This window comes from Halomonas sp. SCS19 (genome assembly GCF_040147015.1).
Classification (GTDB): Bacteria; Pseudomonadota; Gammaproteobacteria; order Pseudomonadales; family Halomonadaceae; genus Halomonas; species Halomonas litopenaei.
Genome location: NZ_JAMSHN010000001.1, coordinates 351,178 through 375,073 on the forward strand (window position 1 = coordinate 351,178; position 23,896 = coordinate 375,073).

Annotated in this window: 20 protein-coding genes; 13 read left to right on the forward strand and 7 right to left on the reverse strand. The window is 65.3% G+C overall.

Annotated features, from left to right (window positions below):
• Positions 1–30 precede the first annotated feature (30 nt).
• The 4 genes from NFH97_RS01520 to NFH97_RS01535 all read right to left on the reverse strand — a co-directional run bounded on the left by NFH97_RS01520 (position 31) and on the right by NFH97_RS01535 (position 4,356).
• Positions 31–1,152 (reverse strand): mandelate racemase/muconate lactonizing enzyme family protein, encoded by a 1,122-nt coding sequence (locus NFH97_RS01520; RefSeq protein ID WP_349624272.1) that lies wholly within the window; start codon positions 1,150–1,152, stop codon positions 31–33.
• Positions 1,153–1,229: 77 nt separating this feature from the next.
• Positions 1,230–2,738 carry a tripartite tricarboxylate transporter permease gene (locus tag NFH97_RS01525; RefSeq protein WP_045993329.1) on the reverse strand — a complete coding sequence of 503 codons (1,509 nt, stop codon included), beginning with the start codon at positions 2,736–2,738 and terminating at the stop codon, positions 1,230–1,232.
• 79 nt (positions 2,739–2,817) lie between these two features.
• Positions 2,818–3,327: a tripartite tricarboxylate transporter TctB family protein gene (locus tag NFH97_RS01530; RefSeq protein ID WP_045993330.1), complete on the reverse strand. Its 510-nt coding sequence runs from the start codon at positions 3,325–3,327 to the stop codon at positions 2,818–2,820.
• A gap of 57 nt (positions 3,328–3,384) precedes the next feature.
• The gene (locus NFH97_RS01535; protein WP_045993331.1) at positions 3,385–4,356 is read right to left on the reverse strand and encodes a tripartite tricarboxylate transporter substrate binding protein; all 972 of its coding nucleotides are present in this window, start codon (positions 4,354–4,356) and stop codon (positions 3,385–3,387) included.
• Positions 4,357–4,687: 331 nt separating this feature from the next.
• On the opposite strand from NFH97_RS01535, the gene NFH97_RS01540 reads away from it, so the two are divergent.
• On the forward strand, positions 4,688–6,442 hold the full coding sequence (locus NFH97_RS01540; RefSeq protein WP_045993332.1) for an IlvD/Edd family dehydratase: 1,755 nt from the start codon (positions 4,688–4,690) through the stop codon (positions 6,440–6,442).
• Between the two features lie 107 nt (positions 6,443–6,549).
• Positions 6,550–7,242 carry a GntR family transcriptional regulator gene (locus NFH97_RS01545; protein WP_124804286.1) on the forward strand — a complete coding sequence of 231 codons (693 nt, stop codon included), beginning with the start codon at positions 6,550–6,552 and terminating at the stop codon, positions 7,240–7,242.
• 136 nt (positions 7,243–7,378) lie between these two features.
• On the opposite strand, the gene NFH97_RS01550 is transcribed toward NFH97_RS01545, so the two are convergent.
• Positions 7,379–8,056, reverse strand: coding sequence for a GntR family transcriptional regulator (locus NFH97_RS01550; RefSeq protein WP_045993333.1), 678 nt, complete (start codon positions 8,054–8,056; stop codon positions 7,379–7,381).
• Between the two features lie 287 nt (positions 8,057–8,343).
• Between NFH97_RS01550 and NFH97_RS01555 the strand changes: the two genes are divergently transcribed.
• The 8 genes from NFH97_RS01555 to NFH97_RS01590 all read left to right on the forward strand — a co-directional run bounded on the left by NFH97_RS01555 (position 8,344) and on the right by NFH97_RS01590 (position 16,907).
• Positions 8,344–9,798, forward strand: a complete 1,455-nt coding sequence (locus NFH97_RS01555; protein WP_349624273.1) for a Na+/H+ antiporter NhaC family protein — start codon at positions 8,344–8,346, stop codon at positions 9,796–9,798.
• A 238-nt stretch (positions 9,799–10,036) separates the two neighbouring features.
• A complete protein-coding gene (locus NFH97_RS01560; RefSeq protein ID WP_349624274.1) occupies positions 10,037–11,698 on the forward strand; it encodes a gamma-glutamyltransferase family protein in 1,662 nt (553 codons plus the stop codon).
• Positions 11,699–11,701: 3 nt separating this feature from the next.
• Positions 11,702–12,268, forward strand: coding sequence for a chromate transporter (locus tag NFH97_RS01565; RefSeq protein WP_222516907.1), 567 nt, complete (start codon positions 11,702–11,704; stop codon positions 12,266–12,268).
• Positions 12,268–12,798: a chromate transporter gene (locus NFH97_RS01570; RefSeq protein WP_045993337.1), complete on the forward strand. Its 531-nt coding sequence runs from the start codon at positions 12,268–12,270 to the stop codon at positions 12,796–12,798. Before NFH97_RS01565 ends, NFH97_RS01570 begins: the two co-directional genes overlap by 1 nt.
• A gap of 127 nt (positions 12,799–12,925) precedes the next feature.
• Positions 12,926–13,927: a Bug family tripartite tricarboxylate transporter substrate binding protein gene (locus tag NFH97_RS01575; RefSeq protein WP_348827848.1), complete on the forward strand. Its 1,002-nt coding sequence runs from the start codon at positions 12,926–12,928 to the stop codon at positions 13,925–13,927.
• The gene (locus NFH97_RS01580) at positions 13,924–14,457 is read left to right on the forward strand and encodes a tripartite tricarboxylate transporter TctB family protein (protein ID WP_052704387.1); all 534 of its coding nucleotides are present in this window, start codon (positions 13,924–13,926) and stop codon (positions 14,455–14,457) included. The genes NFH97_RS01575 and NFH97_RS01580 overlap by 4 nt, the downstream gene beginning before the upstream one ends.
• Positions 14,458–14,487: 30 nt before the next feature.
• The gene (locus NFH97_RS01585) at positions 14,488–15,987 is read left to right on the forward strand and encodes a tripartite tricarboxylate transporter permease (protein WP_348827847.1); all 1,500 of its coding nucleotides are present in this window, start codon (positions 14,488–14,490) and stop codon (positions 15,985–15,987) included.
• A 110-nt stretch (positions 15,988–16,097) separates the two neighbouring features.
• The gene (locus NFH97_RS01590; RefSeq protein ID WP_124804274.1) at positions 16,098–16,907 is read left to right on the forward strand and encodes a transporter substrate-binding domain-containing protein; all 810 of its coding nucleotides are present in this window, start codon (positions 16,098–16,100) and stop codon (positions 16,905–16,907) included.
• 126 nt (positions 16,908–17,033) lie between these two features.
• Here NFH97_RS01590 and NFH97_RS01595 read toward each other — a convergent pair whose 3' ends face one another.
• Positions 17,034–17,972, reverse strand: a complete 939-nt coding sequence (locus tag NFH97_RS01595; RefSeq protein WP_349624275.1) for an oxidoreductase — start codon at positions 17,970–17,972, stop codon at positions 17,034–17,036.
• Between the two features lie 407 nt (positions 17,973–18,379).
• On the opposite strand from NFH97_RS01595, the gene NFH97_RS01600 reads away from it, so the two are divergent.
• Together NFH97_RS01600 and cysK are read left to right on the forward strand one after the other, a co-directional pair.
• A complete protein-coding gene (locus NFH97_RS01600) occupies positions 18,380–19,327 on the forward strand; it encodes an alpha/beta fold hydrolase (RefSeq protein ID WP_222516904.1) in 948 nt (315 codons plus the stop codon).
• Between the two features lie 279 nt (positions 19,328–19,606).
• Positions 19,607–20,578 carry a cysteine synthase A gene (gene cysK, locus NFH97_RS01605; RefSeq protein ID WP_045993341.1) on the forward strand — a complete coding sequence of 324 codons (972 nt, stop codon included), beginning with the start codon at positions 19,607–19,609 and terminating at the stop codon, positions 20,576–20,578.
• Positions 20,579–20,691: 113 nt separating this feature from the next.
• Here cysK and NFH97_RS01610 read toward each other — a convergent pair whose 3' ends face one another.
• Entirely contained in the window at positions 20,692–21,543 is an 852-nt protein-coding gene (locus NFH97_RS01610) for an SDR family oxidoreductase (protein ID WP_045993342.1), read from the reverse strand.
• A gap of 308 nt (positions 21,544–21,851) precedes the next feature.
• Here NFH97_RS01610 and NFH97_RS01615 point away from each other — a divergent pair, with 308 nt between their 5' ends.
• Positions 21,852–23,825: an acyl CoA:acetate/3-ketoacid CoA transferase gene (locus tag NFH97_RS01615; protein ID WP_349624276.1), complete on the forward strand. Its 1,974-nt coding sequence runs from the start codon at positions 21,852–21,854 to the stop codon at positions 23,823–23,825.
• Positions 23,826–23,896 lie beyond the last annotated feature (71 nt).

The following is a 23,896-nucleotide window of genomic DNA, read 5'->3' on the forward strand; positions in this document are numbered from 1 at the left end:
CCCGCCCGACCAGCGTCCGATGACGACGGGTCACGACCAGGGCTCGCTGGCGTAGCGCTCCAGCGCCTCGCTGTCGAAGTTGAAGCCAAGGCCCGGGGCGCTTGGCAGCAGCAGGTTGCCGTCGGAGAACTGAAGCTGGGTGTCGATCAGCCGGCGGAAGTTGAGGACCTGGTCATCGGCGAAGAACTCCACCATGCGCGCGTTGGGCGCCGAGGCCACCAGGTGCACGTGCAGGTCATGGAACCAGTGGGGATAGACCTCGACCCCGTAGCTCGCCGCCGTGGCGGTGATACGGCGAAACTCGGTGATGCCGCCGCACACGGCGGCGTCGGTCTGCAGGATCATCGCCGCCTCCTTGTCCAGCAGCTCCTTGAAGCGCCAGCGTCCGGCCTCGATCTCGCCGGTGGCGACCGGCACCGGGGTGCGCTCGGCCAGACGGCGGTGGTTGTCGATGTCGTCGGGGCTGAACGGCTCCTCGATCCAGAACGGCGAGTACGCTTCGGCCATGCGCATGAACGCGAGCGCCGAAGGCAGGTCGCGCCAGGCGTTGTTGGCATCCATCATCACCGCCACATGGGGGCCGACGGCTTCGCGCACCGCCGCCAGTCGCGCCTCCTCCCCGGCCAGGTCCTCGCGTCCCACCTTCAGCTTCACCGCCTTGAAGCCCTGCGCCACGTAGCCGGCCATTTCCTCGCCCAGCATCTCCGGCGTCTTGCCGTCGAGGTAGTAGCCGCCGCTGGCGTAGGCCGGGACGCTGTCGCTGTCACTCGCCCCCAGGTACTTGTACAGCGGCAGCCCCGCCGCCCGGGCGTTGCGATCCCACAGGGCGGTGTCGAGAATGCTGATGGCCCGCATCACCGAGCCGCAGCGACCATGCAGCAGAGACTCCTGATACATGGCCTGCCACAGGCCTTCGGTGGCGTGGGCGTCGGCCCCCAGCAGTACAGGCCTCAGCAGTTCGCGAACCGTTTGTGATACCAGCAGACCGGCATTGTTGCCGCCGTAGCAGAAGCCGATCCCGACCACGCCGTCGTCGCCTTCGACCTCCACCAGGGCGTAGTCGCGCTTGAACACCTGACGATTGGAGAAGCTGGTGGGATGGTCCAGCGGAACACTGATGGTGCGGGCACGGACGTCGCTGATACGCGTCATGGTGGGCTCCTTTCAAGACATTGTTGTGGTTGTCGCTAGCGTGGTTGCTGGCGTTGATGAAGCGCTGTCACCGCTATTCAGCCGGTGCGTGCCCCGCGCCGCAACGAGCTTCTCAGCCAGCGGAAGACCGGCGTGGCCTGGAGGATCGACAGCACCGCGATGCCGAGCAGCACCATGGCGATGGGGCTTTCGACGAAGATCATCGGGCTGTTCTGGCCGATCAGCATCGACTGCTGGAAGCTGGTTTCCATCACCGGCCCCAGGATTAGACCGATGACCATCGGCGCCGGTGAGATGCCGGCCTTGTTCATCCAGTAGCCGAACAGGCCGAAGCCGAGCATCAGCCCCACCTCGAACAGACTGTTGTTGATGGCGAAGGCGCCGATCACGCACAGGGTGATGATGGCGCAGGCGACGAAGCTGTCCGGCACCTTGGTCACCCCGACGCACAGCCGGGTGAACATCAGCCCCACCGCCAGCAGGCCGACATTGGCGAAGATCACCGCCCAGATCAGGGTGTAGGTGACATCTCCATAGTCGGTGAGCAGGTTGGGGCCTGGCAGGATGCCCTGGACCATCAGCGCCCCCAGCAGGATGGCGGTGGACGAACTGCCGGGGATACCGAGGGCGATGGTCGGAATCAGCGCGCCGCCGACCACCGCGTTGTTGGCGGCCTCGGGGGCGGCGACGCCGGCGATGTCGCCCTTGCCGAAGCGGCTCTTGTCCTTGGCAAAGCGTTTGGCCTCGTTGTAGGCAAACCAGCTTGCGGTGTCGCCGCCGGTGCCGGGGATCAGGCCGGTAACGATACCGATGCCGCCGGAGCGCAGGATGTTGGGCATCAGCGTGCGCAGCTCTTTCAGCCGCGGCACCAGCCGATCGGTGATCTTGCTGGCCACCTTGTCGCTGTCGTGGGCGTTTTCGATCAGGATCAACGCCTGGGGAATCGAGAACAGCCCGATCAGCGCCACCGTGAATTCGATGCCGGAAAACAGGTTGATGTTGCCGAAGGTCATGCGCGGTGTGCCGGTGATCAGGTCCATGCCCACGGTGCTGAGCAGCAGCCCCATGATGCCGGACAGCAATCCGCTGACGATGGAGCCCTGGGACAGCGAGCCGATGATGGTGATGCCCAGCACGGCGATGGCGAACAGCTCCACCGGGCCGAACTTCAACACCAGCACCCCCAGCAACGGTGCGGCGGTCAGCAGGGCGATACCGCTCATCAGGCCGCCAAAGAAGGAGGCGAACAGCGACACCCCCAGCGCCTTGCCCGCCTGCCCCTGCTGGGACAGCGGAAAGCCGTCGAGCACCGTGGCCGCCGCCGAGGGCGTGCCTGGGGTCCGCAGCAGGATGGCGGCGATGGAGCCGCCGTAGGAGGCGCCGACGTACAGCGAGGCCAGCATGCTGAGCCCCGTCGCCGGGTCCATGGTAAAGGTCAGCGGCAACAGCAACGCCAGCGCCATGGTGGCGGACAGCCCCGGCATGGCGCCGACGAACAGCCCCAGCAGGGTGCCGCCGAGGATCAGCGCAATATTGGTGAAGGTGAGCACGTTGCTCAGCCCCACCATCACAAGCGAGTCGTTCATAGGGTCAGGCTCCAGGTTCGCGCGGGTGCAATGACGACCTCAGCGAAGCCGATCGGTGTGGCGAAGCGCACGACAGGACTTAAAACAGCGGTGGCAACAGCGGCACGGGCAGGCCCAGAAAGCCGATGAACACCAGGCAGACCACGGTGATCAGACCGGCGATGCCGATCAGACTGAAGCGCAGCGACACATGGCGCACCAGCCACAGCGACAGGCCCATGAAGGCCGCCGTGGCGACCACATAACCGAGCCAGGAGATGCTGTAGATGTAGACGGCGGCGAACACGAACACCGCCATCGCCTTGAGCGGCCTGGCGGGCGGCGCGGGCGCGCTATCGCCTTCGGTGAGTTCGCCCTCGGCCAGCTGACTGCCCTCGAGGGTGGGCGCGGCGCTCGATGAGGCCTGGGCCCGCGCGCGGGAATGCGCGGTCAACTCCTGCACGATCATGGCGATGGCAAATAGCCCCACCACCACCGCGTAGATCAGCGGCATCCGCGCCGCGGCGTCGGGATAGCCCAGCGAGGTGACCCCGAACAGCGTGGCCACCCCCAGGGCGAAAAGACCAAACAGCAGGCGACTGAGTTTCATCAGTATGACTCCCTCGGTCGCTTGCCGACGGGCCTGGCCCGTCGGCAAGCGCACCGATCAACCGTTGATCTCGTCCTTCACGCTGGCCCAGATCTCCTCGAACTGGCCTTCCATGTCCTCGATCATCTGGCGATAGTCGTCGCCGGTCTGGATATCGAGGTTCATGGCCCGCTCCTCGGCGACCTTCTTGAACTCCTCGTTGGTCTTGAGTGCCTCGAAGGCGTCGATCAGCTGCTGGCGCGCCTCATCGGGGATGCCGGCCGGTGCGCTGTAGCCACGTGAGGAGCCGGCCACCACCTCGATGCCCTTCTCGCTCAGGGTCGGCACGTCGGGCAGCATCGACAGGCGCTCGCGGGCAAACACCGCCAGCGGCCTCAGGCTACCGGACTGAATGTGCCCGTAGACGTTGCCCAGGTTGTTGAAGCTGGCGTCGATCTGCCCGCCCATGGCGGCGGTGGCCGAAGGTCCGTCACCCTGGAACGGCACCTTCTGGAAGCTGATCCCGGAGGCCTGCTCGATCAGGATGGTGGAGAAGAAGTCATCACCGCCCACGCCGGAGTTGCCCACGGTGATGGTGCCCGGGTTCTCTTCGGCGGCGGCCAGGAACTCCTCCACCGTCTCGTAGGGGCTCTCCGCCGGGACCACGATGATGCCCGGGTCGGTCACCACATTGGCGATCGGGGTCAGCTCGTCCACCGAGTAGGTGATGGTGTCGTTCATGATGTAGTTGGTCATCAGCATCGGCGTATTGGTGATGCTGATGGTGGTGCCGTCGGCCTCGGTCTGCTTGGCCAGACGGGTCCAGGCGATGGCGCCGGTAGCCCCCGGCAGGTACTCGTTGACGAAGTCCACTCCCAGCGACTCGCGCAGGAACGGCTGGGTCAGCTGGGCCAGGGCGTCACTGCCCCCGCCGGCCTTGAATCCCTGCAGCACCTTGATCTCGTCGCCGGCGGAGTACTCCGCCATGGCGGCGCCGGGCAGAAGCAGGGTCGACAGAAGGATGGCGGCGTAAGCTCCACGATGTTTCATGGCTGCACCTCTTGTGCGGTTGTCGTTGTCTTTATCGTTGTCTTGCACTGGTACGTGCGACGGGCGCGGTCATCGCGCACCTGCTCAGGCGCTGTCTTCGAGCGCTGGGCCCTGTCTCAGGACGCTGGGGCGCTGTCTTGGGGCGCTGAGTCGGGGCGAAGGCGCCGGGCACGTCGTGACTGCCAGATTCAACGTAGACGGTCGCCAATAAAATTGTCAATAATCTTGTTAACCATCTTTTCTCGTCCTAACCTAGCTAGCGAACCACGACGCAACGCCCTCCTGCGAAGGGGCTGTTCGGCGCCAGCGATAAAGATACGAGGACCGATCGATGAGCCAGGACTCAGACAACAACCACAACAACGCCACCCGGGGCATGTCCAACCGCCTGACCAACTACGGTGACGCCGACTTTTCGCTGTTTCTGCGCAAGGCGTTCATCAAGGGCATGGGCTATACCGACGATGCGCTGTCGCGGCCGGTGATCGGCATCGCCAACACCTACAGCGGCTACAACGCCTGTCACGGCAACGTGCCGGGGCTGGTCGAGAGCGTGAAGCGAGGGGTGATGCTGGCCGGCGGGCTGCCGGTGGAGTTCCCCACCATCACCCTGCATGAGTCCTTCGCCCACCCCACCAGCATGTACCTGAGAAACCTGATGGCGCTGGACACCGAGGAGATGATCCGTGCCCAGCCGATGGATGCGGTGGTGGTGATCGGCGGCTGTGACAAGACGGTGCCGGCCCAGCTGATGGCGGCGGCCAGCGCCGATATACCCACCGTCCAGCTGGTCACCGGGCCCATGCTGTCGGGCTCCCATCGCGGCACCCGGGTCGGCGCCTGTACCGACTGCCGTCGCTACTGGGCGGCCTACCGCGGCCAGGACATCGACGACGCCGAGATCAGCGAGGTCAACGACAAGCTGGTGCCTACCGTGGGTACCTGTTCGGTGATGGGCACCGCCAGCACCATGGCCTGCCTGGCCGAGACCCTGGGCATCATGCTGCCCAACAGCGCCACCGCGCCGGCGGTCTACGCCGACCGCCAGCGCATCGCCGAGCAGTCCGGGACCGAGGCGGTACGGCTGGCCCGTGATGGGGTCACTCCCTCCCAGATCCTGACCCCCAAGGCCTTTGAAAATGCCCTGCGGGTGCTGCTGTCACTGGGAGGGTCGACCAACGGTCTGATCCACCTGACCGCCATCGCCGGTCGGCTGGGCATCGACATCGACCTGGACGCCTTCGATCGCATGAGCCGCGAGACGCCGGTGCTGGTCGACCTCAAGCCCTCCGGCGAGGGCTATATGGAGGATCTGCATCGCGCCGGCGGCCTGCCGACGCTGCTGCGAGAGCTGAAGCCCCTGCTGCACCTGGACACCATGACGATCAATGGTCGCACCCTGGGCGAGAACATCGACGCGGCGGTGCATCTGGTCGAGCAGCCGGTGGTGCGCCCACGCTCCCGCCCTGTCTACGCACAAGGCGGTATCGCCGTGCTGCGCGGCAACCTGGCCCCGGCCGGCGCCATCATCAAGCAGTCGGCGGCGTCTGCGGAGCTGATGCAGCATCGCGGACGGGCGGTGGTCTTTCATTCGCTGGAGGATCTGGCGACGCGCATCGACGATCCGGACCTGGACGTCAACGCCGACGACGTCCTGGTGCTGGCCAACATCGGCCCCAAGGGTGCTCCGGGCATGCCCGAGGCCGGATACATTCCGATCCCGAAGAAGCTCGCCACCCAGGGCGTCAAGGACATGGTGCGCATCTCGGACGGACGCATGAGCGGCACCGCCGCCGGCACCATTGTGCTGCACGTATCGCCGGAGGCCGCCGAAGGAGGGACGCTGGGGCTAGTGCGCGACGGCGACATCATCGAACTCGACGTCTCTGCCAACCGTATTTCGCTGGAGGTGGACGAGCAGACCCTGGAGAGCCGCCGCCAGCAGACCACGGCCCCGCCGCGTGAGCAGCCACCGATGCTGGGCTATCGTCGGCTGTTCATGGAGCAGATCCTGCAGGCCGACCAGGGCTGTGACTTCAAGGTGTGCCGCCCCGAGTCCCACTGTCGCGTGCCGACCCAGGAGTGAGGAAAGTCATTCGAGCCGATGAAGGCGGTGAGCGCTATTGATAGACTTGAGTCGGCGACGGGACCGTCTCGTCGCCGCTTCACCATCGTGATCGCAGAGGATGCGAGATGAGCCAGGTCAGCGTGCAGGACCCTTCCAACAGCACCCGTCGTCCCAGCGCCACCAGCGTGGCGGAGGACATCGTCGGCAGTGTCGAGGAGGACATAGTGCTGGGGCGTCTGCACCCCAGGGAGCGGCTGGTCGAGGAGGACCTGATCGAGCGCTTCGACTGCAAGCGCCACGTGGTGCGTCAGGCGCTGTTCCAGCTCGAGAGCATCGGCCTGGTCGAACGCATCAGGAACCGCGGCGCCTTCGTCAAGGCCTACACGCCCGAAGAGGTCGAGCAGCTCTACGCCATGCGCGAGATCCTCGAACTTGCCGGTGTCGACGCCCTGCCACTACCGGCGCCGGAGCAGTGGCTGAGCGAGCTCGAGGACATCCATCAGCGCTACAGCGCTGCCGTGGACGCCCATGATCTGCGACGGGTATTCCACCTCAATATCGCCTTTCACCGCACCCTGTTCGCGGCGACCGGCAATCCCTACCTCTACGAAACCATCAACGAGTTCGCCCAGAAGGCCCACGGCATTCGTTTTATCGCCATCGCCGACAGCCACAGCCTGTCCCGGGCGCGCCATGAGCATCAGGCGATGATCGAGGCGATCCGACAGCAGGACCGCCACGCGCTGCGCGAGCTATGCCGTCAGCACCTGCTGCCCTCCAAGAATCGCTACCTCGAGCTGCATCCTTCCAATCGCTAGGCGCTGACATCCGTCGCAGGCATCCCTTGAAGGCGCCCCTTGCAGGCGCCCCTGGCGACCTCCGGGAACTGACGCGCCATTCGCCTCTTCCAGCGCGTCCTCCAGCGCATCTTCCAGCAGCCGACAGGACGAGCCTTCAGCCTTGCTCGCAGGCGCCCTTGGCGACCTCCCAGGACTGACGGATATGATCTTCGAGAAGGTAGCGGGCATCGTGGATACGCCGGTCCAGCGCCAGCTCGACCAGCTCGCCGTGCTGGGCATCGAGGCGGTCACGAATCTCCGGGTTGCCCGGGGCCAGACGACGATAGCGATCGAACTGATCGTGCAACTGCTCGATGAAGCGCAACAGCCAGTGCGAACCACAGGGCGCCAACAGGGTGCGGTGAAAACGCTGGTGGGCCTGCTCCCACTGTTCGATCTCGCCCTGGGCCTTGTTGGCCCGCGACAGACGATGGCTGGCGGCCAGCAACTGCGACTCCCACTCGGCGTCACCCTCCTGGAAGGCCTGGGTCAGCGCCATGCACTCCAGCTGCATACGTAGCCGAGAGATATCCTCGAGTTCTTCCGCCGACAGCGGCGGCACCCGGAAGCCGCGCTGATTGTGCTGCTCCAGCAGGCCGTAGGCGGCCAACCGGTTGAGCGCCTCCCGCAGCGGGCTCAGCCCCACCTCGTAGCGCTCTTTCAGCGCGCTGATGGCGAGCTTCTCCCCCGCCGCAAAACGCCCACGGATCAGGTCCTGCTTCAGCGCACTGAATACCTGGCTCGCCGCCGTCTCGCCGCTCGCCGCCACCTCGGCTGGTTGGGAATTGATCATGACAACACTCGCAAATAACAGGCTTGCAGAGTACGTCGGCAATTGACGTTCGCCAAGCGCTGGGCCATAGTTTTTAGAAAAAATCGATATTAACAACAGTAGACGATATTTCTTACAACGATCGAGATATTTCTTCCACAAGGGTCGATATCTCTGACAAAACAGGCCCTGGCACAGAATGCCCTGACACAGAAAGCCCTGACACAGAAAGCCCTGACACAGAAAGCCCTGACCCAACAGGGCGGAGCCTGTCCCCTTCACCACAACAACAGCTTCGGAACACGCCCATGTCCCAAGACGCTTCCCCTTCGACAGCGCCCGCTGTCTCGCTGTCTGGCCCTCGCCATCTGATTCTGCTCATCGCCGCCATCGGCAGTCTGCTGGTCGGCATCATGGGCCTTGGCATTCCCACCGCGGTGGCGCTGATCGTCGCCGGCGCCATCGCCATGACGCTATGCCTTGCCTGGGGTATCGCCTGGTCCCGTCTGGAAAGTGATCTGCTCAAGGGCATCCAGGCCATGCTGGTACCCATCCTGATCCTGATGAGTGTCGGCATGATGGTGGGGGTATGGATGCTCTCCGGCACCATTCCTGCCATGGTCACCCTGGGCCTCGAGTCGCTGACGCCGGGGCTCTTTCTGGTCGTGGCCTGCCTGTCATGCTCGCTGATGTCGGTCATGGCCGGGACCTCCTGGGGCACCCTCAGCACCATCGGCGTGGCGCTGATGGGGGTCGCGCTGGGACTCGGCATCCCCCCGGCCTACGCCGCCGGTGCCATCGTCACCGGCACCTTCTTCGGCGACAAGCTGTCGCCGCTGTCGGATACCACGGTGATGGCCTCGGCGGTATGCGAGGTCAATATCATCACCCACATCCGTCATATGCTGTATTCGACCCTGCCGGCCTACCTGATCGCCCTGGCGGTCTACGCCTGGCTCGGCAGTGACGTCGCCACCTCCGGGGCGACGCTCGCCGGTGACGGCATGTCGACCCAGACCCAGGCGATCATCGACACCCTGGCCGCCACTTTCAGCGACAATCTGCTGACCCTGTTGCCGCCCCTGGTGGTGTTCGGCTGCATCCTGGCCAAGAAGCCGGTGCTGCCCGCCTTCATGCTCGGCATCGTCAGCGCGGCGCTGATCGCGGTGGTGCTCCAGGGCGCGAGCCTTTCCGAGATCGGTTCCGCCATGAACGCAGGCTTCGTCGCCGATACCGGGGTCGCCATGGTCGACAAGATGCTGTCCCGGGGTGGCCTGCAGGGCATGATGTCCACCGTGGCGGTGCTGATTGCCGCCGCCGTATTGGGGGCCCCGTTCAAGAGTGCCGGCACCCTGGACGCCGCCATCGCCTCCCTGGCCCGACGCCACGCAGGGCGCCGCCAGGTGCTTGGTGGCTCCATGGCGCTGCATAGCCTCGCCTTTCTGCTGACCGGCAGCTACTACGTGACCTTCTCGCTGCTTGGCCCGCTGCTGCGCCCGCTGGTCGCCAGCAGTGGCAGCCCGACCAGGAACCTGTCACGTATCCTCGAGGACACCGGCACAACCCTGTCGCCGCTGGTGCCCTGGGGCGTCACCGGCGCCTTCACCGCCGCCACCCTGGGGGTCGCCACCGCCGACTTCTTCATCTACGCCATCCTCTGCTACGGCGCCATCGCCTTCTCGTTGCTCTATGTGCTCACCGGCCTGACCCTGGGTCATGGCAGCGACGAGCGCCAGCCGGCCGGCTCCGCCTCCGGGGCCTGATATTCCGCCAGGGCCTGCGTCACCGCTGGATCGCGGCCACGATGAACATCACACCCGCCATCATACTCGGGGCCCGCCTTGCCGGGCCCCGAACCGTTGGATCGCTCTTCAGGGGATTGACGGCCTTTCGAGGGCGCGGCATAGTCGGGTCATAAAATCGATTTTTAACACCAATAACGATTGACCCGATCCAGCTTGGATCAGCGACCTCGAGTCAGCCACCTTGAAGAGAGACGCCATGTCTTCCCAGCGCGCGAACCCCAGCTCCCTGTCCACTCCCTACCCCGATGCCACGCCCTACCCGTCCCGGCGCAGCCCGACCTATTCTCGCGATGGCATGGTGGCGGCGTCCCAGCCCCAGGCCGCGCAGATCGGCCGCGATATGCTCGCCCGCGGCGGCAACGCGGTGGACGCCGCCATCGCCACCGCCGCCGCGCTGACGGTGGTCGAGCCCACCGGCTGCGGCATCGGCGGCGATGCCTTCGCGCTGGTGTGGATCGCCAACGACGATCAGGGCAACGGCGTGCTGCACGGGCTCAACGCCAGCGGCGTGGCGCCCCAGGCGCTGAACCGGGAAGCGCTGGTCGAGGCCGGCCACGACAAGGTCCCGCTCTACGGCTGGACCCCGGTGACGGTGCCCGGTACGCCATCCGCCTGGGCCGAACTGTCGCGCCGCTTCGGCAAGCTGGACTTCAAGACCCTGCTCGAACCCGCCATTCGCCTGGCCCGCGACGGTTTTCCGGTGTCACCGGTCATCGCCAGCCTGTGGCAGCGCGACACCGCGACCTTCCACAAGCATCTCGAAGGCGAAGCCACCCAGCCCTGGTTCGACACCTTTACCTTCGATGGCCGCGCTCCCGACGCCGGTGAGTGGTTTCGCAACGAAGACCAGGCCAGGACCCTGGAGGCCATCGCCGAGAGTCAGGCGGAGAGCTTCTACCGGGGCGAGCTGGCCGAGGCCATCGACGCCTTCTCGCGTCGCACCGGCGGCTATCTGCGCAAGGACGACCTGGCGGCCTACCAGCCCGAGTGGGTCACCCCGATCTCGGCCCGCTACCGCGACGTCGACGTCTGGGAAATCCCGCCCAATGGCCAGGGCCTGGTGGCGCTGATGGCGCTGCGCCTGCTCGATGGCTATCCGGCGTCCCACCGCGACGACCCGGAACTGCTGCATCGTCAGCTCGAGGCGATGAAGCTCGCCTACACCGACGGCAAGACCCATATCAGCGAGCCAGAGGCCATGACCTACACGGTCGAGGAGCTGTTGTCCGACGCCTACACCGAGGCCCGTCGCGAGCTGATCCAGGACGCGGCCATCGACCCGCAGCCGGGCAAGCCCAGGGCCGGTGGCACCGTCTATCTGGCCACCGCCGACGCGGACGGCAACATGGTGTCCTTCATCCAGAGCAACTATCACGGCTTCGGTTCCGGCATCGTGGTGCCGGGAACCGGCATCGCCTTGCAGAACCGCGGCCACGACTTCAGCCTCGACGAGAGCCACGACAATGTGCTCAAGCCCGGCAAGAAGACCTTCCACACCATCATCCCGGGCTTCTTGACCCGAAACGGCAAGGCGTTGGGGCCCTTTGGCGTGATGGGCGGCTTCATGCAGCCCCAGGGCCACGTCCAGGTGGTGATGAACCTGGTCGACTTCGGCCTCAACCCCCAGTCGGCGCTGGACGCACCGCGCTGGCAATGGATGGGCGGTCGTACCATCGGTATCGAGCACGGCTATCCGGCACCGCTGGTACGTGCCATGGCGGCACGTGGTCATCGCATGCAGGTGGATACCGACAACCGCAGCTACGGCCGTGGCCAGGTGATCCTGCGTGACCCCGATACCGGCATCTACTGCGGCGGCACCGAGCCCCGCACCGACGCCACCATCGCGGTGCTCTGACCCATGAGCGTACAAGCTTCGCTATTTGCGGCCTTCTTTCGCATCGGCATCTTCGGCTTCGGCGGCGGTCCGTCGATGATTCCGCTGGTCCACCAGGAGGTGGTCAAGCGCCACGCCTGGATGGACGACGACGCCTTCGCCGATGTACTGGCCATCGGCAATACCCTGCCGGGGCCCATCGCCACCAAGATGGCCGGCTACATCGGCTATCGGGTCGGCGGGGTGTTCGGCGCCATCAATGCAGTGGTGGCGGTGATCGTGCCGGTGATCTTCGCCATGATCGCGCTGCTCGGCCTCTACAGCCGCTACGGCGACCAACGCTGGGTGCAGGGCATGGGGCTGGGCGTGGTGCCGGTGGTGATGGTGATGATGGCCCAGCTGACCTTCGACTTCTTCCAGAAGTCCCGGGCCGGGCTCGGCGTGGTCGCCACCCTGATCATGGGAGTGGCCGCCGGTGGCCTGATCTATGGTCTTGGCGTACACCCTGGGCTGATCATCGGCGCCATTCTGATCGCCGCTCTGCTCAGGCCCGAGAAGCCCCGCAACGCCCCTGAAGGAGGTCGCTCCTGATGATCTACTGGCAGCTGTTTCTGGCCTTTTTCATCCCCAATATCGTCGGCTACGGCGGTGGGCCCGCGATCATTCCGCTGATCGAGAACGAGGTGGTCGGCACCTACGGCTGGATGACCCATCAGGGCTTCGCCGAGACGCTGGCGCTGGGCAATGCCCTGCCGAGCCCCATCGCCACCAAGATGGCCGGCTATATCGGCTACGAAGTGGCCGGCGCCGGCGGTGCCATGGTGGCAGTGCTGGCCACCGTCGGTCCCTCGCTGCTGTTGATGCTGGCGGCCCTGGGCACCCTCTATCGCTACCGCGACTCGATCAAGGTCAAGTCCATGAGCCAGTGGGTCCGTCCTGTCGTCATGGTGCTGATGGCCTACCTGACCGTCAGCTTCCTCAAGGAGGGCATGGCGACCTCGGGCCTGGTGCACACCCTGATCATCGCCGCTGTGGCGGCACTGCTGCTGCTCAAGACCCGCGTACACCCGGCCCTGGTGGTGTGCTTCGGGCTCGGCTACGGCGCCCTGCTGCTGGGCTGAGAGACGACACGACACCACCGATCCATCCACAACAACCACGCGTGACCTTCGATCCACCCATAACAATCAACCCGACCACCCAATCCAACAATCACTGACAAAAGCCCTCAACGCACAGGACAATCCCATGACCCTGCACCGTACCCCGTCAAAGACCGTTCTTTCCCGCCGCTCTTGCACCCGGACCGCGCTGGCCCTGGTGGCCTCTGCCTCCGCCCTGGCCGCCGCCAGTGTGGCCGTGGCCCAGGATGCCTACCCTGACAAGCCGGTGGAATTCATCGTGCCCTGGTCGCCGGGCGGCGGCAGCGACACCCTGATGCGCCTGGTCGCCAACCACGCCGAATCCCAGCTTGGTCAGCCGATCCCGGTGATCAACATGCCCGGGGTCAGCGGCACCACGGGCCTCAAGGAACTGTCCCGGCGTGACGCCGACGGCTACACCATCGGTCAGGTCCACGAAGGCCTGATGGTGGCCCATCACACCGGCCTGACTCCGCTCAACTACGATGACTTCGAACCGGTGGCCGGCGTCACCCAGTCGCCCCAGTACCTGACGGTTCCTGCCGGCGCGCCCTACACCACCTTCGAGGAGTTCGTCGAGTACGCCAAGGCCAATCCGGGTGAGGTCCGCTTCGGCGTGACCCTGGGCGGCGTGCCGCATATCCACGCCGCCATGATGGAAGAAGCCGAAGACCTGCAATTCCGCTACGTCGGCTTCGAGGGCACCGGCTCGCGCATCCGCGCCCTGGTCGGCGGCCACATCGACGCCGCCATCGGCGACATCTCCTCAAGCGGCGAGTTCGTCAAGAACGGTGACCTGCGATTCCTGGCGGTGGGCAGCGAGGAGCGCCAGCCCGAAGCGCCGGACGTACCGACCTTCACCGAGCTCGGCCATCCTGAGCTCAAGCTGAACATCATTCGCGGCATTCTGGCACCCAAGGGCACCCCGGAAGAACGCATCGACACCCTGGCCGAGGCCTTCGAGGCCATGAGCCAGGACGAGGCCTTCGCCCAGTCGGTACACAACGCCGGCGCCAGTGTGGTGTTCGAAGGCCCCGAGGCGTTCGCCGAGTACCTCGAGACCAGCAACGCCACCATCGAGCGTCTGTCAGGGAAGCTTGCACGATGAGCCAGAGCACCACCGACCGCTCCCCTTCCGGGGAGCGGCACGCCCCGGGCCGGGGTGGTCCCCTGGCCCATGTGCTGTTGAACATCGCCCTGGCGGCGCTGTTCACCGCGCTCTTTGTCAGGGCCCAGGCGCTGCCATCGTCGATGTGGGAACCACTGGGTTCGGGCAGCTTCCCGCGGCTGGTACTGGCGGCGCTGGTGGCATTGAACCTGGCCATCGCCTTCAAGGAGGCGCGTGCCTTCCTGCGCCAGAGCGCCGGTGAGCGCGGCCAGGTCGGCGCCTGGATCTGGCGTCACCGGCTGGCCTTCGCTGTGCTGGCGCTGTTTGCGGTGTACATCATCGCCCTGCCCTGGCTGGGTTTCAGCCTGGCCTCGCTGGCCTTCCTGCTGGCGGGTCAATGGCTTCTGGGCGCGCGCTCGCTCAAGGCCCTGGCCATCGCTGTGGTGGTCGCCCTGGTGTTCTCGCTTGGGGTCGACACCCTGTTCCGCGACGTCTTCGTCATCAGCCTGCCCCGCGGCCTGTTCGGCTGAGGCGGCAACGACTCCTCGAGGAAATTGCTCATGATGGATGCGCTGCTGTCCGGCATGGACCAACTGTTTACGCTCTCGACCATGATCGCCATGCTGCTGGGTGTCATCGCCGGCGTCATCGCCTCGGCGATTCCTGGCTTCACCATCACCATGGCCATCGTGCTGACCCTGCCGCTGACCTTCACCATGGACCCGCTGCAGGGCGTGGCCACCATGCTGGCGGTCTACGTCGGCGGTTATACCGGCGGCCTGATCTCCGCCGCGCTGCTCGGCATCCCCGGCACGCCGTCGTCGGTGGCGACCACCTTCGACGCCTTCCCGATGGCGCGCAAGGGCGAGCCTGGCCGCGCCCTGGCGCTGGGTATCTGGGCCTCCTTCTTCGGCGCGCTGGTCAGCGTGGTGGTGTTGATCATCGCCGCCCCACCGCTGGCGCTGATCGCCGTCAAGCTGGGCGCCTGGGAGTACTTCTCGCTGATCATCTTCGCCATGACGGTGGTCGCAAGCCTGGTCGGCAAGTCCATGCTCAAGGGCCTGATGACCGGCCTGCTGGGACTGTTCATTGCCACCGTCGGCTCCGACCCGATGATGGGAGTGGCACGTTTCACCTTCGACTCGGACCTGCTCGCCAACGGCTTCCCCTTCCTGGTGGTGCTGATCGGTATCTTCGCCGTCAGCCAGCTGCTGTCCGAGGTGGAAGACGCCGAGGGTGTCAAGCACGGCAAGGCGCTGATGCCCGACGACGTCAACTTCAACCCCATGGCGGCGCTGAAGGAAACGCTCAGCTATCCGGTCAACCTGGTGCGCTCTTCCCTGGTCGGGGTGTTCATCGGTGCGGTGCCCGGCGCCGGCGGCAGCATCGCCAACCTGCTGGCCTATGACCAGGCCAAGCGCGCCTCGAAGACCCCGGAGGCATTCGGCACCGGGACGCCGGAAGGGGTGATCGCCTCGGAGTCCGGCAACTCGGCCACCTCCGGTGGCGGCCTGATTCCGATGATCGCCCTCGGTATCCCCGGCAGCGCGGTGGACGCGGTGTTGATGGCCTCGCTGATGGTCCATGGCATCGGCGTCGGTCCGCGCCTGATCATGGATCACGGTGATCTGGTCTACGGCATGTTCATGGCGATGCTGGTGGCCGCGCTGATGGTGCTGGTGGTGTGTCTGTTCAGCATGCGCTGGTTTCTGCGCGTCACCGAGGTGCCCAAGTCGATCATCGTGCCGGTGGTCCTGGTGTGCTGCGTGATCGGTGCCTTCGCGCTGAACAACCGGGTCACCGACGTCTACCTGCTGCTCGGTGTCGGCGTCTTCGGCTATGTGCTCAGCAAGCTGGACTACCCGCTGGCACCGCTGGTACTGGGCGTGATTCTCGGCCCCATCGCCGAGACCAACCTGCGCCGCGCACTGATGTCCGACGAGAACTGGACGCTGTTCTTCACCCGTCCTATCTCGCTGGGCCTGCTGTTGCTGGCGGCACTGTCGGTCGTGCTGGCGGTACGCCACCACCGTCGCACCAAGCGCCTGCAGGCGGCCTGACGGCCTGGGTGCAACTCACCCGACAGCCCCTCGACGGGGCCCTGCTGGCCCCGTCGACGGTCACCATAACGATAACCCCTCCCCCTTCTTCCCTGACGACAAGGTTCCCCATGCGCTCTTTCTCCCAGCGTCTGCTGTCCCCCCTGGCCATCGCCTGCGCGACGATGCTGACGATGCCCGCCGCCTTCGCCGACGAGGCTCGCCAGGTGCGTATCGCCGTCGATGTGCCTTATCCACCGTTCGAATACCGCGATGCCAACGGCGAACTCGCGGGCTTCGAGATCGATCTGGGCAACGAGTTGTGCAAACGCGCCGAACTGGACTGCGAGTGGATCGTCCAGGGCTGGGACGGCATCATCCCCGGCCTGCTGGCACGCAAGTACGACGCCATCCTGTCGTCGATGCGCATCACCGAAGCGCGTGAACGCCAGGTTCGCTTCAGCGAGCCCTACGCCATGTCGCCCAAGGTCTGGGTGGCCCGTCGCGGCGAGGCCGTCGACCCAGAAGACCTGGCAAGCCTCGAGGGCATGACCGTCGGCGTCCAGCGCGGTACCACCCAGGACACCTACATCACCGGGCGCTATCGCGACACCCTCGATATCCGTCGCTACGCCACCGCCGACGAGGTCGCCCTCGACATGGAAAGCGGTCGCCTGGACCTGGCCTTCATCAACTACCCGGTGGCCATCGAGGCGCTGGATATCAAGGCCGAGGATGGCGACTTCACCCAGGTCGGCGAGCGTATCAATTCGCCGGAGTCGATCTTCGGGCGCGGCAACGCCATCGCCGTGCGCCCCCGCGACGAAGCCCTGGCCGAGACCTTCAACCAGGCTCTAAACGAGGTCTACGCCGACGGCACCTTCCAGCGCCTGATGGAGCAGTACTTCGACTACGACCTGCGCCCCGCCAGCCGCCTGTAACCGGCATGGCAATCACAAGGGCCCGCCTGAGCATGGCGGGCCCTTGTCGTTTCCTTCGTGGTTTCCCTTGTAGCTTCCCTCGATGCTTCCCTTGATGCTTTCCACGTTGTTCTGACCGGCGTCGGCTCAGCTTTCCGCCTCACCCCGCTTTTCGCCGTCGCTTTTATTACCGCTTTCGTTGCTGTTTTCCGGGCCGCTGTCAGGGCCGGCCTCGCCTCCGTCGACACTAGCACCGCCGCCGTTGTCGTCACTCGCTTTGCGGGCATAGCGTGCCAGCAACCACCTGACGCCTCTCTCCCACGCCCAGGTGGGTAAAAGCCAGTGCAGGAAGATCAATATCCTGGCGTCCCGAGGCCGCGCGTAGCGTCGACGTGGGCGACTGGCGGTCAGGGCATGGACCACCGCCTCGGCGATCATCTCGGGGGTGCCGGCCCGGGAGTGATCGGCAAGGATGGCGGCCATGCCGCGCTTGATCCGCGCATAGGGCGCCTCGGGAGGGTCCTCGCACAAGGGCTTGCGGGCAATCGCCGCCCATTCGCTGCGAATCACCCCGGGCTGGATCAGGCTGACGGACAGGCCAAAGGGGCGCGTCTCGACCCTCAGGGCATCACTCAGCGCTTCCAACGCGTACTTGGTGGCGTGGTACCAGCCACCCACCGGAAACCAGATACGGCCGGCCATGGAGCCAATATTGACGATGCGACCGCGCCGTCGACGTCGCATGCCGGGCAAGACCTCCCGAGTCAACGCCATCAGCCCGAACACGTTGACCTCGAACTGACGCCTGGCCTCCTCGATCGGGACTTCCTCCAGCACGCCATAGCTGCCGTAGCCTGCGTTGTTGACCAACCCATCGAGCTCGACGCCGTCGCGCTCGATACGTGTCAGCACCGCGGCAATGCTGTCGGCGTCGGTGATATCCAGCGACAGCACCCGGGCGCCCTTGTCAGCCAGGTGGCTCATGCGCTCGACCCGCCGAGCGCCTGCGTAGACGATAAACCCCTGCTCGAGCAGCGCGGTGACGATCGCCTCGCCGATCCCTGACGACGCCCCTGTCACCAGCACGCACCTTTCAGTCCCTTGATGGTTCAACGGCCAAGCTCCCTATTTCATGGATTCGGTTACCACGCTAGCGCGTTTGAATTCGAAGATGGCACTCACCTTTCGAGGTAGGTGCTCGATCTTGTGCTCTTTTAGCCCCGACCATGGTGAAGAGGCACAGGCCTCGGAGAGAAGGCACAGACTCGAGCTTTCATCACGTTATGCTCAAACATGCTTGGACAATCCAGGGGGGCTTCTTATCGGGTAACGCTGATCTAGAGTATGAAGTGCCTTTGAAGCGACTGGCCTCGGCCCTCGGCCGGCCACCGTCTCCCATGTCAGCACCGCCGTTGACACTCGTGCCTGCGCCACCGCCATCACGACCGTGCTCATCGGCGCCAGCGCTATCGATAACCGTCCCAGGAGCCGCCATGCCCATCCGCACGATCAACGCCCTTGCCCTGTCGCTCGCCCTTGCCATCACACCGCTTGCCGTCACACCACTTGCGGCCTTTGCCGACGAGATGCCCGGCCGCCAGTTTGCTGATGTAGGAGACTTTCGCGTCGCCTATCGCGAATGGGGCGAGCCTGGTGACCCGGCGGTCATGCTGATCCATGGCATTCCGCTCAACAGCGTGCTGTTCTCCCGGGTGGGCCCGCTGCTGGCGGAACAGGGCTATCACGTCTTCGCGCCCGGCCAACTCGGGCTCAGCTACACCGACGGCCCCATGGATGCCGACCACTCGCTCAAGGGCCAGGCCGAAATCATGACCGACTTCGCCAATCAGGTGATGCCCGGCCCCTACATCCTGTTCGGCCACGACCTGGGAGGCGGCATCGCCCAGATCATGGTGACCGATCCCGAGCTCAAGGAGCAGAACCAGGTCCGCAAGATCGTGATCGGCAACTCCGCCGTGCTCGACATGTGGCCGGTCCCTGAGGCCAACGCCGCCATCGCCAAGGCCAAGTCCGCCGAGGCCAGCCAGATCTTCAGTGCCGACAACGTCCGCGAGATCGTCAAGAACTTCGCCTCGGCAGGTCTCATGCAGCCGGAGGAGACCCTGACCGACGAGATCCTCGAGGACCTCTACGGCAACTATGCCGAGAACGAGTCGACCCGCAACCATTTCATCGAGTACCTCAAGGCCATGGATAACCGCCTCACCCTTGAGGCCTCACCTCAGATGGTGATGTGGAACAAGCCTGCGATGCTGCTGTGGGGCGTGCATGACCCCTTCCAGCCGCCCTACGTCTCCGGCGTGGCGCTGGCCCGCATCATGCCCCACGCCACCTGGGAGTACCTGGACGCCAGCCACTTCTATCCGCTGGAGCGCCCCCAGGAGGTGGTCGACGCCTTCGTTGCGTGGGACCAGCAGTAGGAGGTTCCGCCCTTGTCAGCGCTGCTCGCCGGGAGACCCGACCTAGGGTCCTGAACGGCGGCGGCGTTCACCATGCCGATCACGCGCCCGCTTGATGCGGGCGCGTGCTGTTTCGCCAGCCGCTTTAATTCCCCTGGCGGTAAGCGAGCCCTCGCTCTCTCGTGGCGGGCGCCAACCTGAGGCATAGTGGACGCTCGATAGATTTCTTTCGCATCCATCATTTGCCCCTGGTCGACTTGCCTGTACTGGCTACCCGGGGCCCTGCAACGGAGGTCAGACATGGCTCGCATCCACGACGACAATGCCCAGGCAATCGGCAACACCCCGCTGGTGCGGCTGAACCGGGTCAATGAAGGCGCCACGATCTGGGCCAAGATCGAGGGGCGCAATCCGGCATACAGCGTCAAGTGCCGGATCGGTGCGGCGATGATCTGGGATGCCGAGGAACGCGGCGTGCTCAAGCCGGGCATGACCATCATCGAGCCCACCAGCGGCAATACCGGTATCGCCCTGGCCTTCGTCGCCGCCGCCAAGGGCTACCCGCTGACCCTGACCATGCCGGCCTCCATGAGCCTGGAGCGGCGCAAGGTACTGAAGGCCCTGGGCGCCGAACTGGTGCTGACCGAACCGGCCAAGGGCATGCCCGGCGCCATCGCCAAGGCCGAAGAGATGGCCAAGTCCGATCCGTCGACCTACTTCCTGCCCCAGCAGTTCTCCAACCCGGCCAACCCGCGCATCCACGAGACCACCACCGGCCCCGAGATCTGGAACGATACCGACGGCGAGGTCGATGTCTTCGTAGCCGGCGTCGGCACCGGGGGCACCCTGACCGGGGTCTCGCGCTACATCAAGAAGACCCAGGGCAAGGCGATCACCACCGTGGCGGTGGAGCCCACCGACTCCCCCATCCTGACCCAGGCCAGGGAAGGCAAGGAACTCAAGCCCGCTCCCCACAAGATCCAAGGCATCGGTGCCGGCTTCGTGCCGGACAATCTGGACATGGATCTGGTCGATCGCGTCGAGACGGTCACCAACGAGGACGCCATGGCCATGGCCCATCGACTGATGCGTGAGGAAGGCATCCTCTGCGGCATTTCCTGCGGGGCAGCGGTCGAGGCTGCGGTGCGTGTCAGCAAGCTACCCGAGTTCGCCGGCAAGAATATCGTGGTGGTACTGCCAGACAGCGCTGAGCGCTATTTGAGCTCGGCGCTGTTCGCCGACCTGTTCACCGAGCAGGAACTCAACCAGTAACGTCGCCCAGACGGTCAACAGGCGAGCCGGCCCGTGCCGGCTCGCCTGTCATTTCGATCCCGCCTTTCATCGCTGCCGCTGGAGAGGCGAGTCGCGCAGCCTCCCGCGGCATCTCAGGTATTGAGCACCACGCCGCCATTGAGGTGCAGCGTCTGACCACTCATGTAAGACGACTCCTCGCTGGCCAGATAGACATAGGCGGGCCCCATCTCGCTGGGTTGGCCTGCCCGATTCATCGGCACCTGACCACCGAACTCGGCGACCTTTTGTTCGTCGAAGCTCGCCGGGATCAACGGCGTCCATACCGGCCCCGGGGCCACTGCGTTGACGCGAATCTCGCGATCCATCAGGGTCGCCGCCAGCGAACGTACCAGTGCCTGCACCGCCCCCTTGGTCGCGGTGTAGTCGAGCAGGGTGTCATTGCCCTTGAAGGCATTGATCGAGGAGGTAGCGATGATGGTATCGCCGGCGTCGAGGTGGGGCACCGCCGCCTTGGACAGATAGAAGTGGCTGTAGACATTGGTGCGGAAGGTCCGCTCCAGCTGCGCATCATCCACCTCGGTAATATCGGACCAGTCATACTGTTCGGCGGCGTTGTTGACCAGGATATTGAGCCGTCCAAAGCGCTCGATGGTGCTGGCCACGGCCTGACGACAGAAGTCGGCATCACCGACGTCCCCCTTGAGCACCAGGCACTCACCGCCTTCCTTCTCGACCATCTGGCGGGTGGTCTCGGCATCCTGATCTTCTTCCAGATGCACGATGGCGCAGTGCGCGCCCTCACGGGCATAGTGCACCGCCACGGAGCGACCGATACCGCTGTCGCCGCCGCTGATCAGCGCCACCTTGCCGTCCAGCTTGCCGCTGCCACGGTAGCTGTCACGGATCACCTCCGGCTCGGGCTGCATGGCCGACTCGCTGCCGGGCTGACGATGCTGTTGCTGAGGGGGTTGCTGTGTAGACATGGATCCACTCCTTCGGCTCATCGACATGGCGAACGTCATGGCCCCCGCCACCACGGGCATCCCTGGGGGCCGGCGGTACGCAACAGGCGTCTGCGGCAGAAGCCCTTTTCTGCACGTGACGTGAAGGTTGTGTACCACTTTTGTACAGAGTGGGACAGTCAGCGACTGACTTCAAGGGCCAAGCAACGACTCTCTACTTTGCACCGTCAAGCATCTCGACCTCTCGCCGCCTTCATGTCGCTCACACTGGTCCATAGGCGCTGCGTGCCGACGTGCCCCCTATCCCCATGGCTTGAAAAGGAACACCCATGCCCCATCGCACTCCTCCCAGCGTCAGTCGCCAACGCAACAAGGTGGTCAGTGCCGAGGAGTCGGTACAGCTGATCCGTGACGGCGACAGCCTTGCCACCGGCGGCTTCGTCGGGGTGGCCTTTCCCGAGGCACTGGCGGTAGCGCTGGAGCAACGCTTCGTGGAGTCCGGCCATCCTCGTGACCTGACGCTGATCTACGCCGCCGGCCAGGGCGACGGCAAGGGCCGTGGCGTCGATCACTTCGGTCACCCGGGACTGCTCAAGCGCGTCATCGGAGGCCACTGGGGGCTGGTACCGCGCTTGCAGAAGCTGGCCATCGACAACCAGATCGAGGCCTACAACCTGCCACAGGGCGTGATCTCCCATCTATTTCGCGACACCGCCGCCGGCAAGCCGGGCACCCTGACCAAGGTGGGGCTCGATACCTTTGTCGACCCATGCCAGGGGGGCGGCAAGATCAACGAGCGCACCACCGAAGATCGCGTGCGGCTGATGCCCATCGATGGCGAGGAGTACCTGTTCTACCAGGCTCAGCCGATTCAGGTCGCGCTACTGCGCGGGACCACCGCCGACGCCGACGGCAATGTGACGATGGAGCGTGAGGCGCTGTTTCTGGAGATGCAGGCCATTGCCATGGCGGTGCACAACTCCGGAGGCATCGTCATCGTCCAGGTCGAGAGTCTGGCCGAACGAGGCACCCTCAAGGCCAAGGACGTGAAGATCCCCGGCGTGCTGGTCGACGCCGTGGTGCTGGCACAGCCCGAGCATCACTGGCAGACCTTCGCCACCCAGTTCAGTCGTGCCTTCGCCGGCGAACTGAAGGCGCCGATGAATGACATCGCCAGCCTCTCGCTGACCGAGCGCAAGGTCATCGCTCGCCGCGCCGCCTTCGAGCTTCGGCCCAACAGCATCGTCAATCTGGGCATCGGCATGCCCGAGGGCATCGCCAACGTGGCCAATGAGGAAGGGCTGCTGGAGTACCTGACGCTGACCGCCGAGCCCGGCGTCATCGGCGGTCTGCCGGCGGGCGGGCTCGACTTCGGCGCCGCCATCAATACCCAGGCGATCATCGACCAGCCCAGCCAGTTCGACTTCTACGATGGCGGCGGCCTGGACATCGCCTTTCTCGGTCTCGCCCAGGTCGACCAGGAGGGCAGCGTCAACGTCAGCCGTTTCGGCCCCAGGCTTGCCGGCGCTGGCGGCTTTATCAACATCAGCCAGAACGCCAAACGGCTAGTGTTCGTCGGCACCTTCACCGCCGGTGCCCAACTGTCCATCGAGTCGGGAAGACTAAAGATCGACGCCGACGGCAGCCAGCGCAAGTTTGTCGAGCGCGTCGAGCACCGCACCTTCAGCGGTCCCCTGGCGGCGAAGCGCGGCCAGCCGGTGCTCTACGTCACCGAGCGCTGCGTGTTCGAACTGCGCGCGCAAGGGCTGACGCTGATCGAGATCGCCCCGGGGGTGGAACTGGAGCGCGACATCCTGGCGCTGATGGACTTTCGGCCCCACATCGACGCGCCCCTTGCCACCATGGATCCCCGCCTGTTCGACAGCGCCTCCATGGACCTGCTCGAGACCCTGCTGGAGCGCCCGATCGCCGAGCGCTTGAGCGTCGATCTCGACACTTACCAGTTCTTCATCAATTTCGAGGGACTGGCGGTCAACGACGATGACACCATCGCCACCATCGAGAGGGAGGTCGAACGCCTGCTTGAGCCCCTGGGCCGTCCTGTCTATGCCATCGTCAACTACGACAACTTCACCATCGCGCCGCACCTTGTCGAGCGCTACACCGAAATGATCTGCGGATTGTCCGAGCGCTTCTACGAGCGCGTCACTCGCTACACCACCAGTGCCTTCCTGCGCCTCAAGCTCGGCGACGCGCTGGAGCGCCGTGCCGATGCACCGCACATCTACGAAAACCGCAAGGACGCCCTGAGCCACCTGCTCGACGAGCAGCAAGACAGCTGACCATTCTGCGGCTCAACTGCCTGTGCATCTGCTTGCGAAGAGGCGCCACGACTACCCCCGAGCCAGCGATT

Bases quoted from the DNA above. Each gene is read 5' to 3' on its own strand.
- NFH97_RS01520 (WP_349624272.1), bottom strand. From the start codon at position 1,152: ATGACGCGTATCAGCGACGTCCGTGCCCGCACCATCAGTGTTCCGCTG.
- NFH97_RS01525 (WP_045993329.1), bottom strand. From the start codon at position 2,738: ATGAACGACTCGCTTGTGATGGTGGGGCTGAGCAACGTGCTCACCTTC.
- NFH97_RS01530 (WP_045993330.1), bottom strand. From the start codon at position 3,327: ATGAAACTCAGTCGCCTGCTGTTTGGTCTTTTCGCCCTGGGGGTGGCC.
- NFH97_RS01535 (WP_045993331.1), bottom strand. From the start codon at position 4,356: ATGAAACATCGTGGAGCTTACGCCGCCATCCTTCTGTCGACCCTGCTT.
- NFH97_RS01540 (WP_045993332.1), top strand. From the start codon at position 4,688: ATGAGCCAGGACTCAGACAACAACCACAACAACGCCACCCGGGGCATG.
- NFH97_RS01545 (WP_124804286.1), top strand. From the start codon at position 6,550: ATGAGCCAGGTCAGCGTGCAGGACCCTTCCAACAGCACCCGTCGTCCC.
- NFH97_RS01550 (WP_045993333.1), bottom strand. From the start codon at position 8,056: ATGATCAATTCCCAACCAGCCGAGGTGGCGGCGAGCGGCGAGACGGCG.
- NFH97_RS01555 (WP_349624273.1), top strand. From the start codon at position 8,344: ATGTCCCAAGACGCTTCCCCTTCGACAGCGCCCGCTGTCTCGCTGTCT.
- NFH97_RS01560 (WP_349624274.1), top strand. From the start codon at position 10,037: ATGTCTTCCCAGCGCGCGAACCCCAGCTCCCTGTCCACTCCCTACCCC.
- NFH97_RS01565 (WP_222516907.1), top strand. From the start codon at position 11,702: ATGAGCGTACAAGCTTCGCTATTTGCGGCCTTCTTTCGCATCGGCATC.
- NFH97_RS01570 (WP_045993337.1), top strand. From the start codon at position 12,268: ATGATCTACTGGCAGCTGTTTCTGGCCTTTTTCATCCCCAATATCGTC.
- NFH97_RS01575 (WP_348827848.1), top strand. From the start codon at position 12,926: ATGACCCTGCACCGTACCCCGTCAAAGACCGTTCTTTCCCGCCGCTCT.
- NFH97_RS01580 (WP_052704387.1), top strand. From the start codon at position 13,924: ATGAGCCAGAGCACCACCGACCGCTCCCCTTCCGGGGAGCGGCACGCC.
- NFH97_RS01585 (WP_348827847.1), top strand. From the start codon at position 14,488: ATGATGGATGCGCTGCTGTCCGGCATGGACCAACTGTTTACGCTCTCG.
- NFH97_RS01590 (WP_124804274.1), top strand. From the start codon at position 16,098: ATGCGCTCTTTCTCCCAGCGTCTGCTGTCCCCCCTGGCCATCGCCTGC.
- NFH97_RS01600 (WP_222516904.1), top strand. From the start codon at position 18,380: ATGCCCATCCGCACGATCAACGCCCTTGCCCTGTCGCTCGCCCTTGCC.
- cysK (WP_045993341.1), top strand. From the start codon at position 19,607: ATGGCTCGCATCCACGACGACAATGCCCAGGCAATCGGCAACACCCCG.
- NFH97_RS01610 (WP_045993342.1), bottom strand. From the start codon at position 21,543: ATGTCTACACAGCAACCCCCTCAGCAACAGCATCGTCAGCCCGGCAGC.
- NFH97_RS01615 (WP_349624276.1), top strand. From the start codon at position 21,852: ATGCCCCATCGCACTCCTCCCAGCGTCAGTCGCCAACGCAACAAGGTG.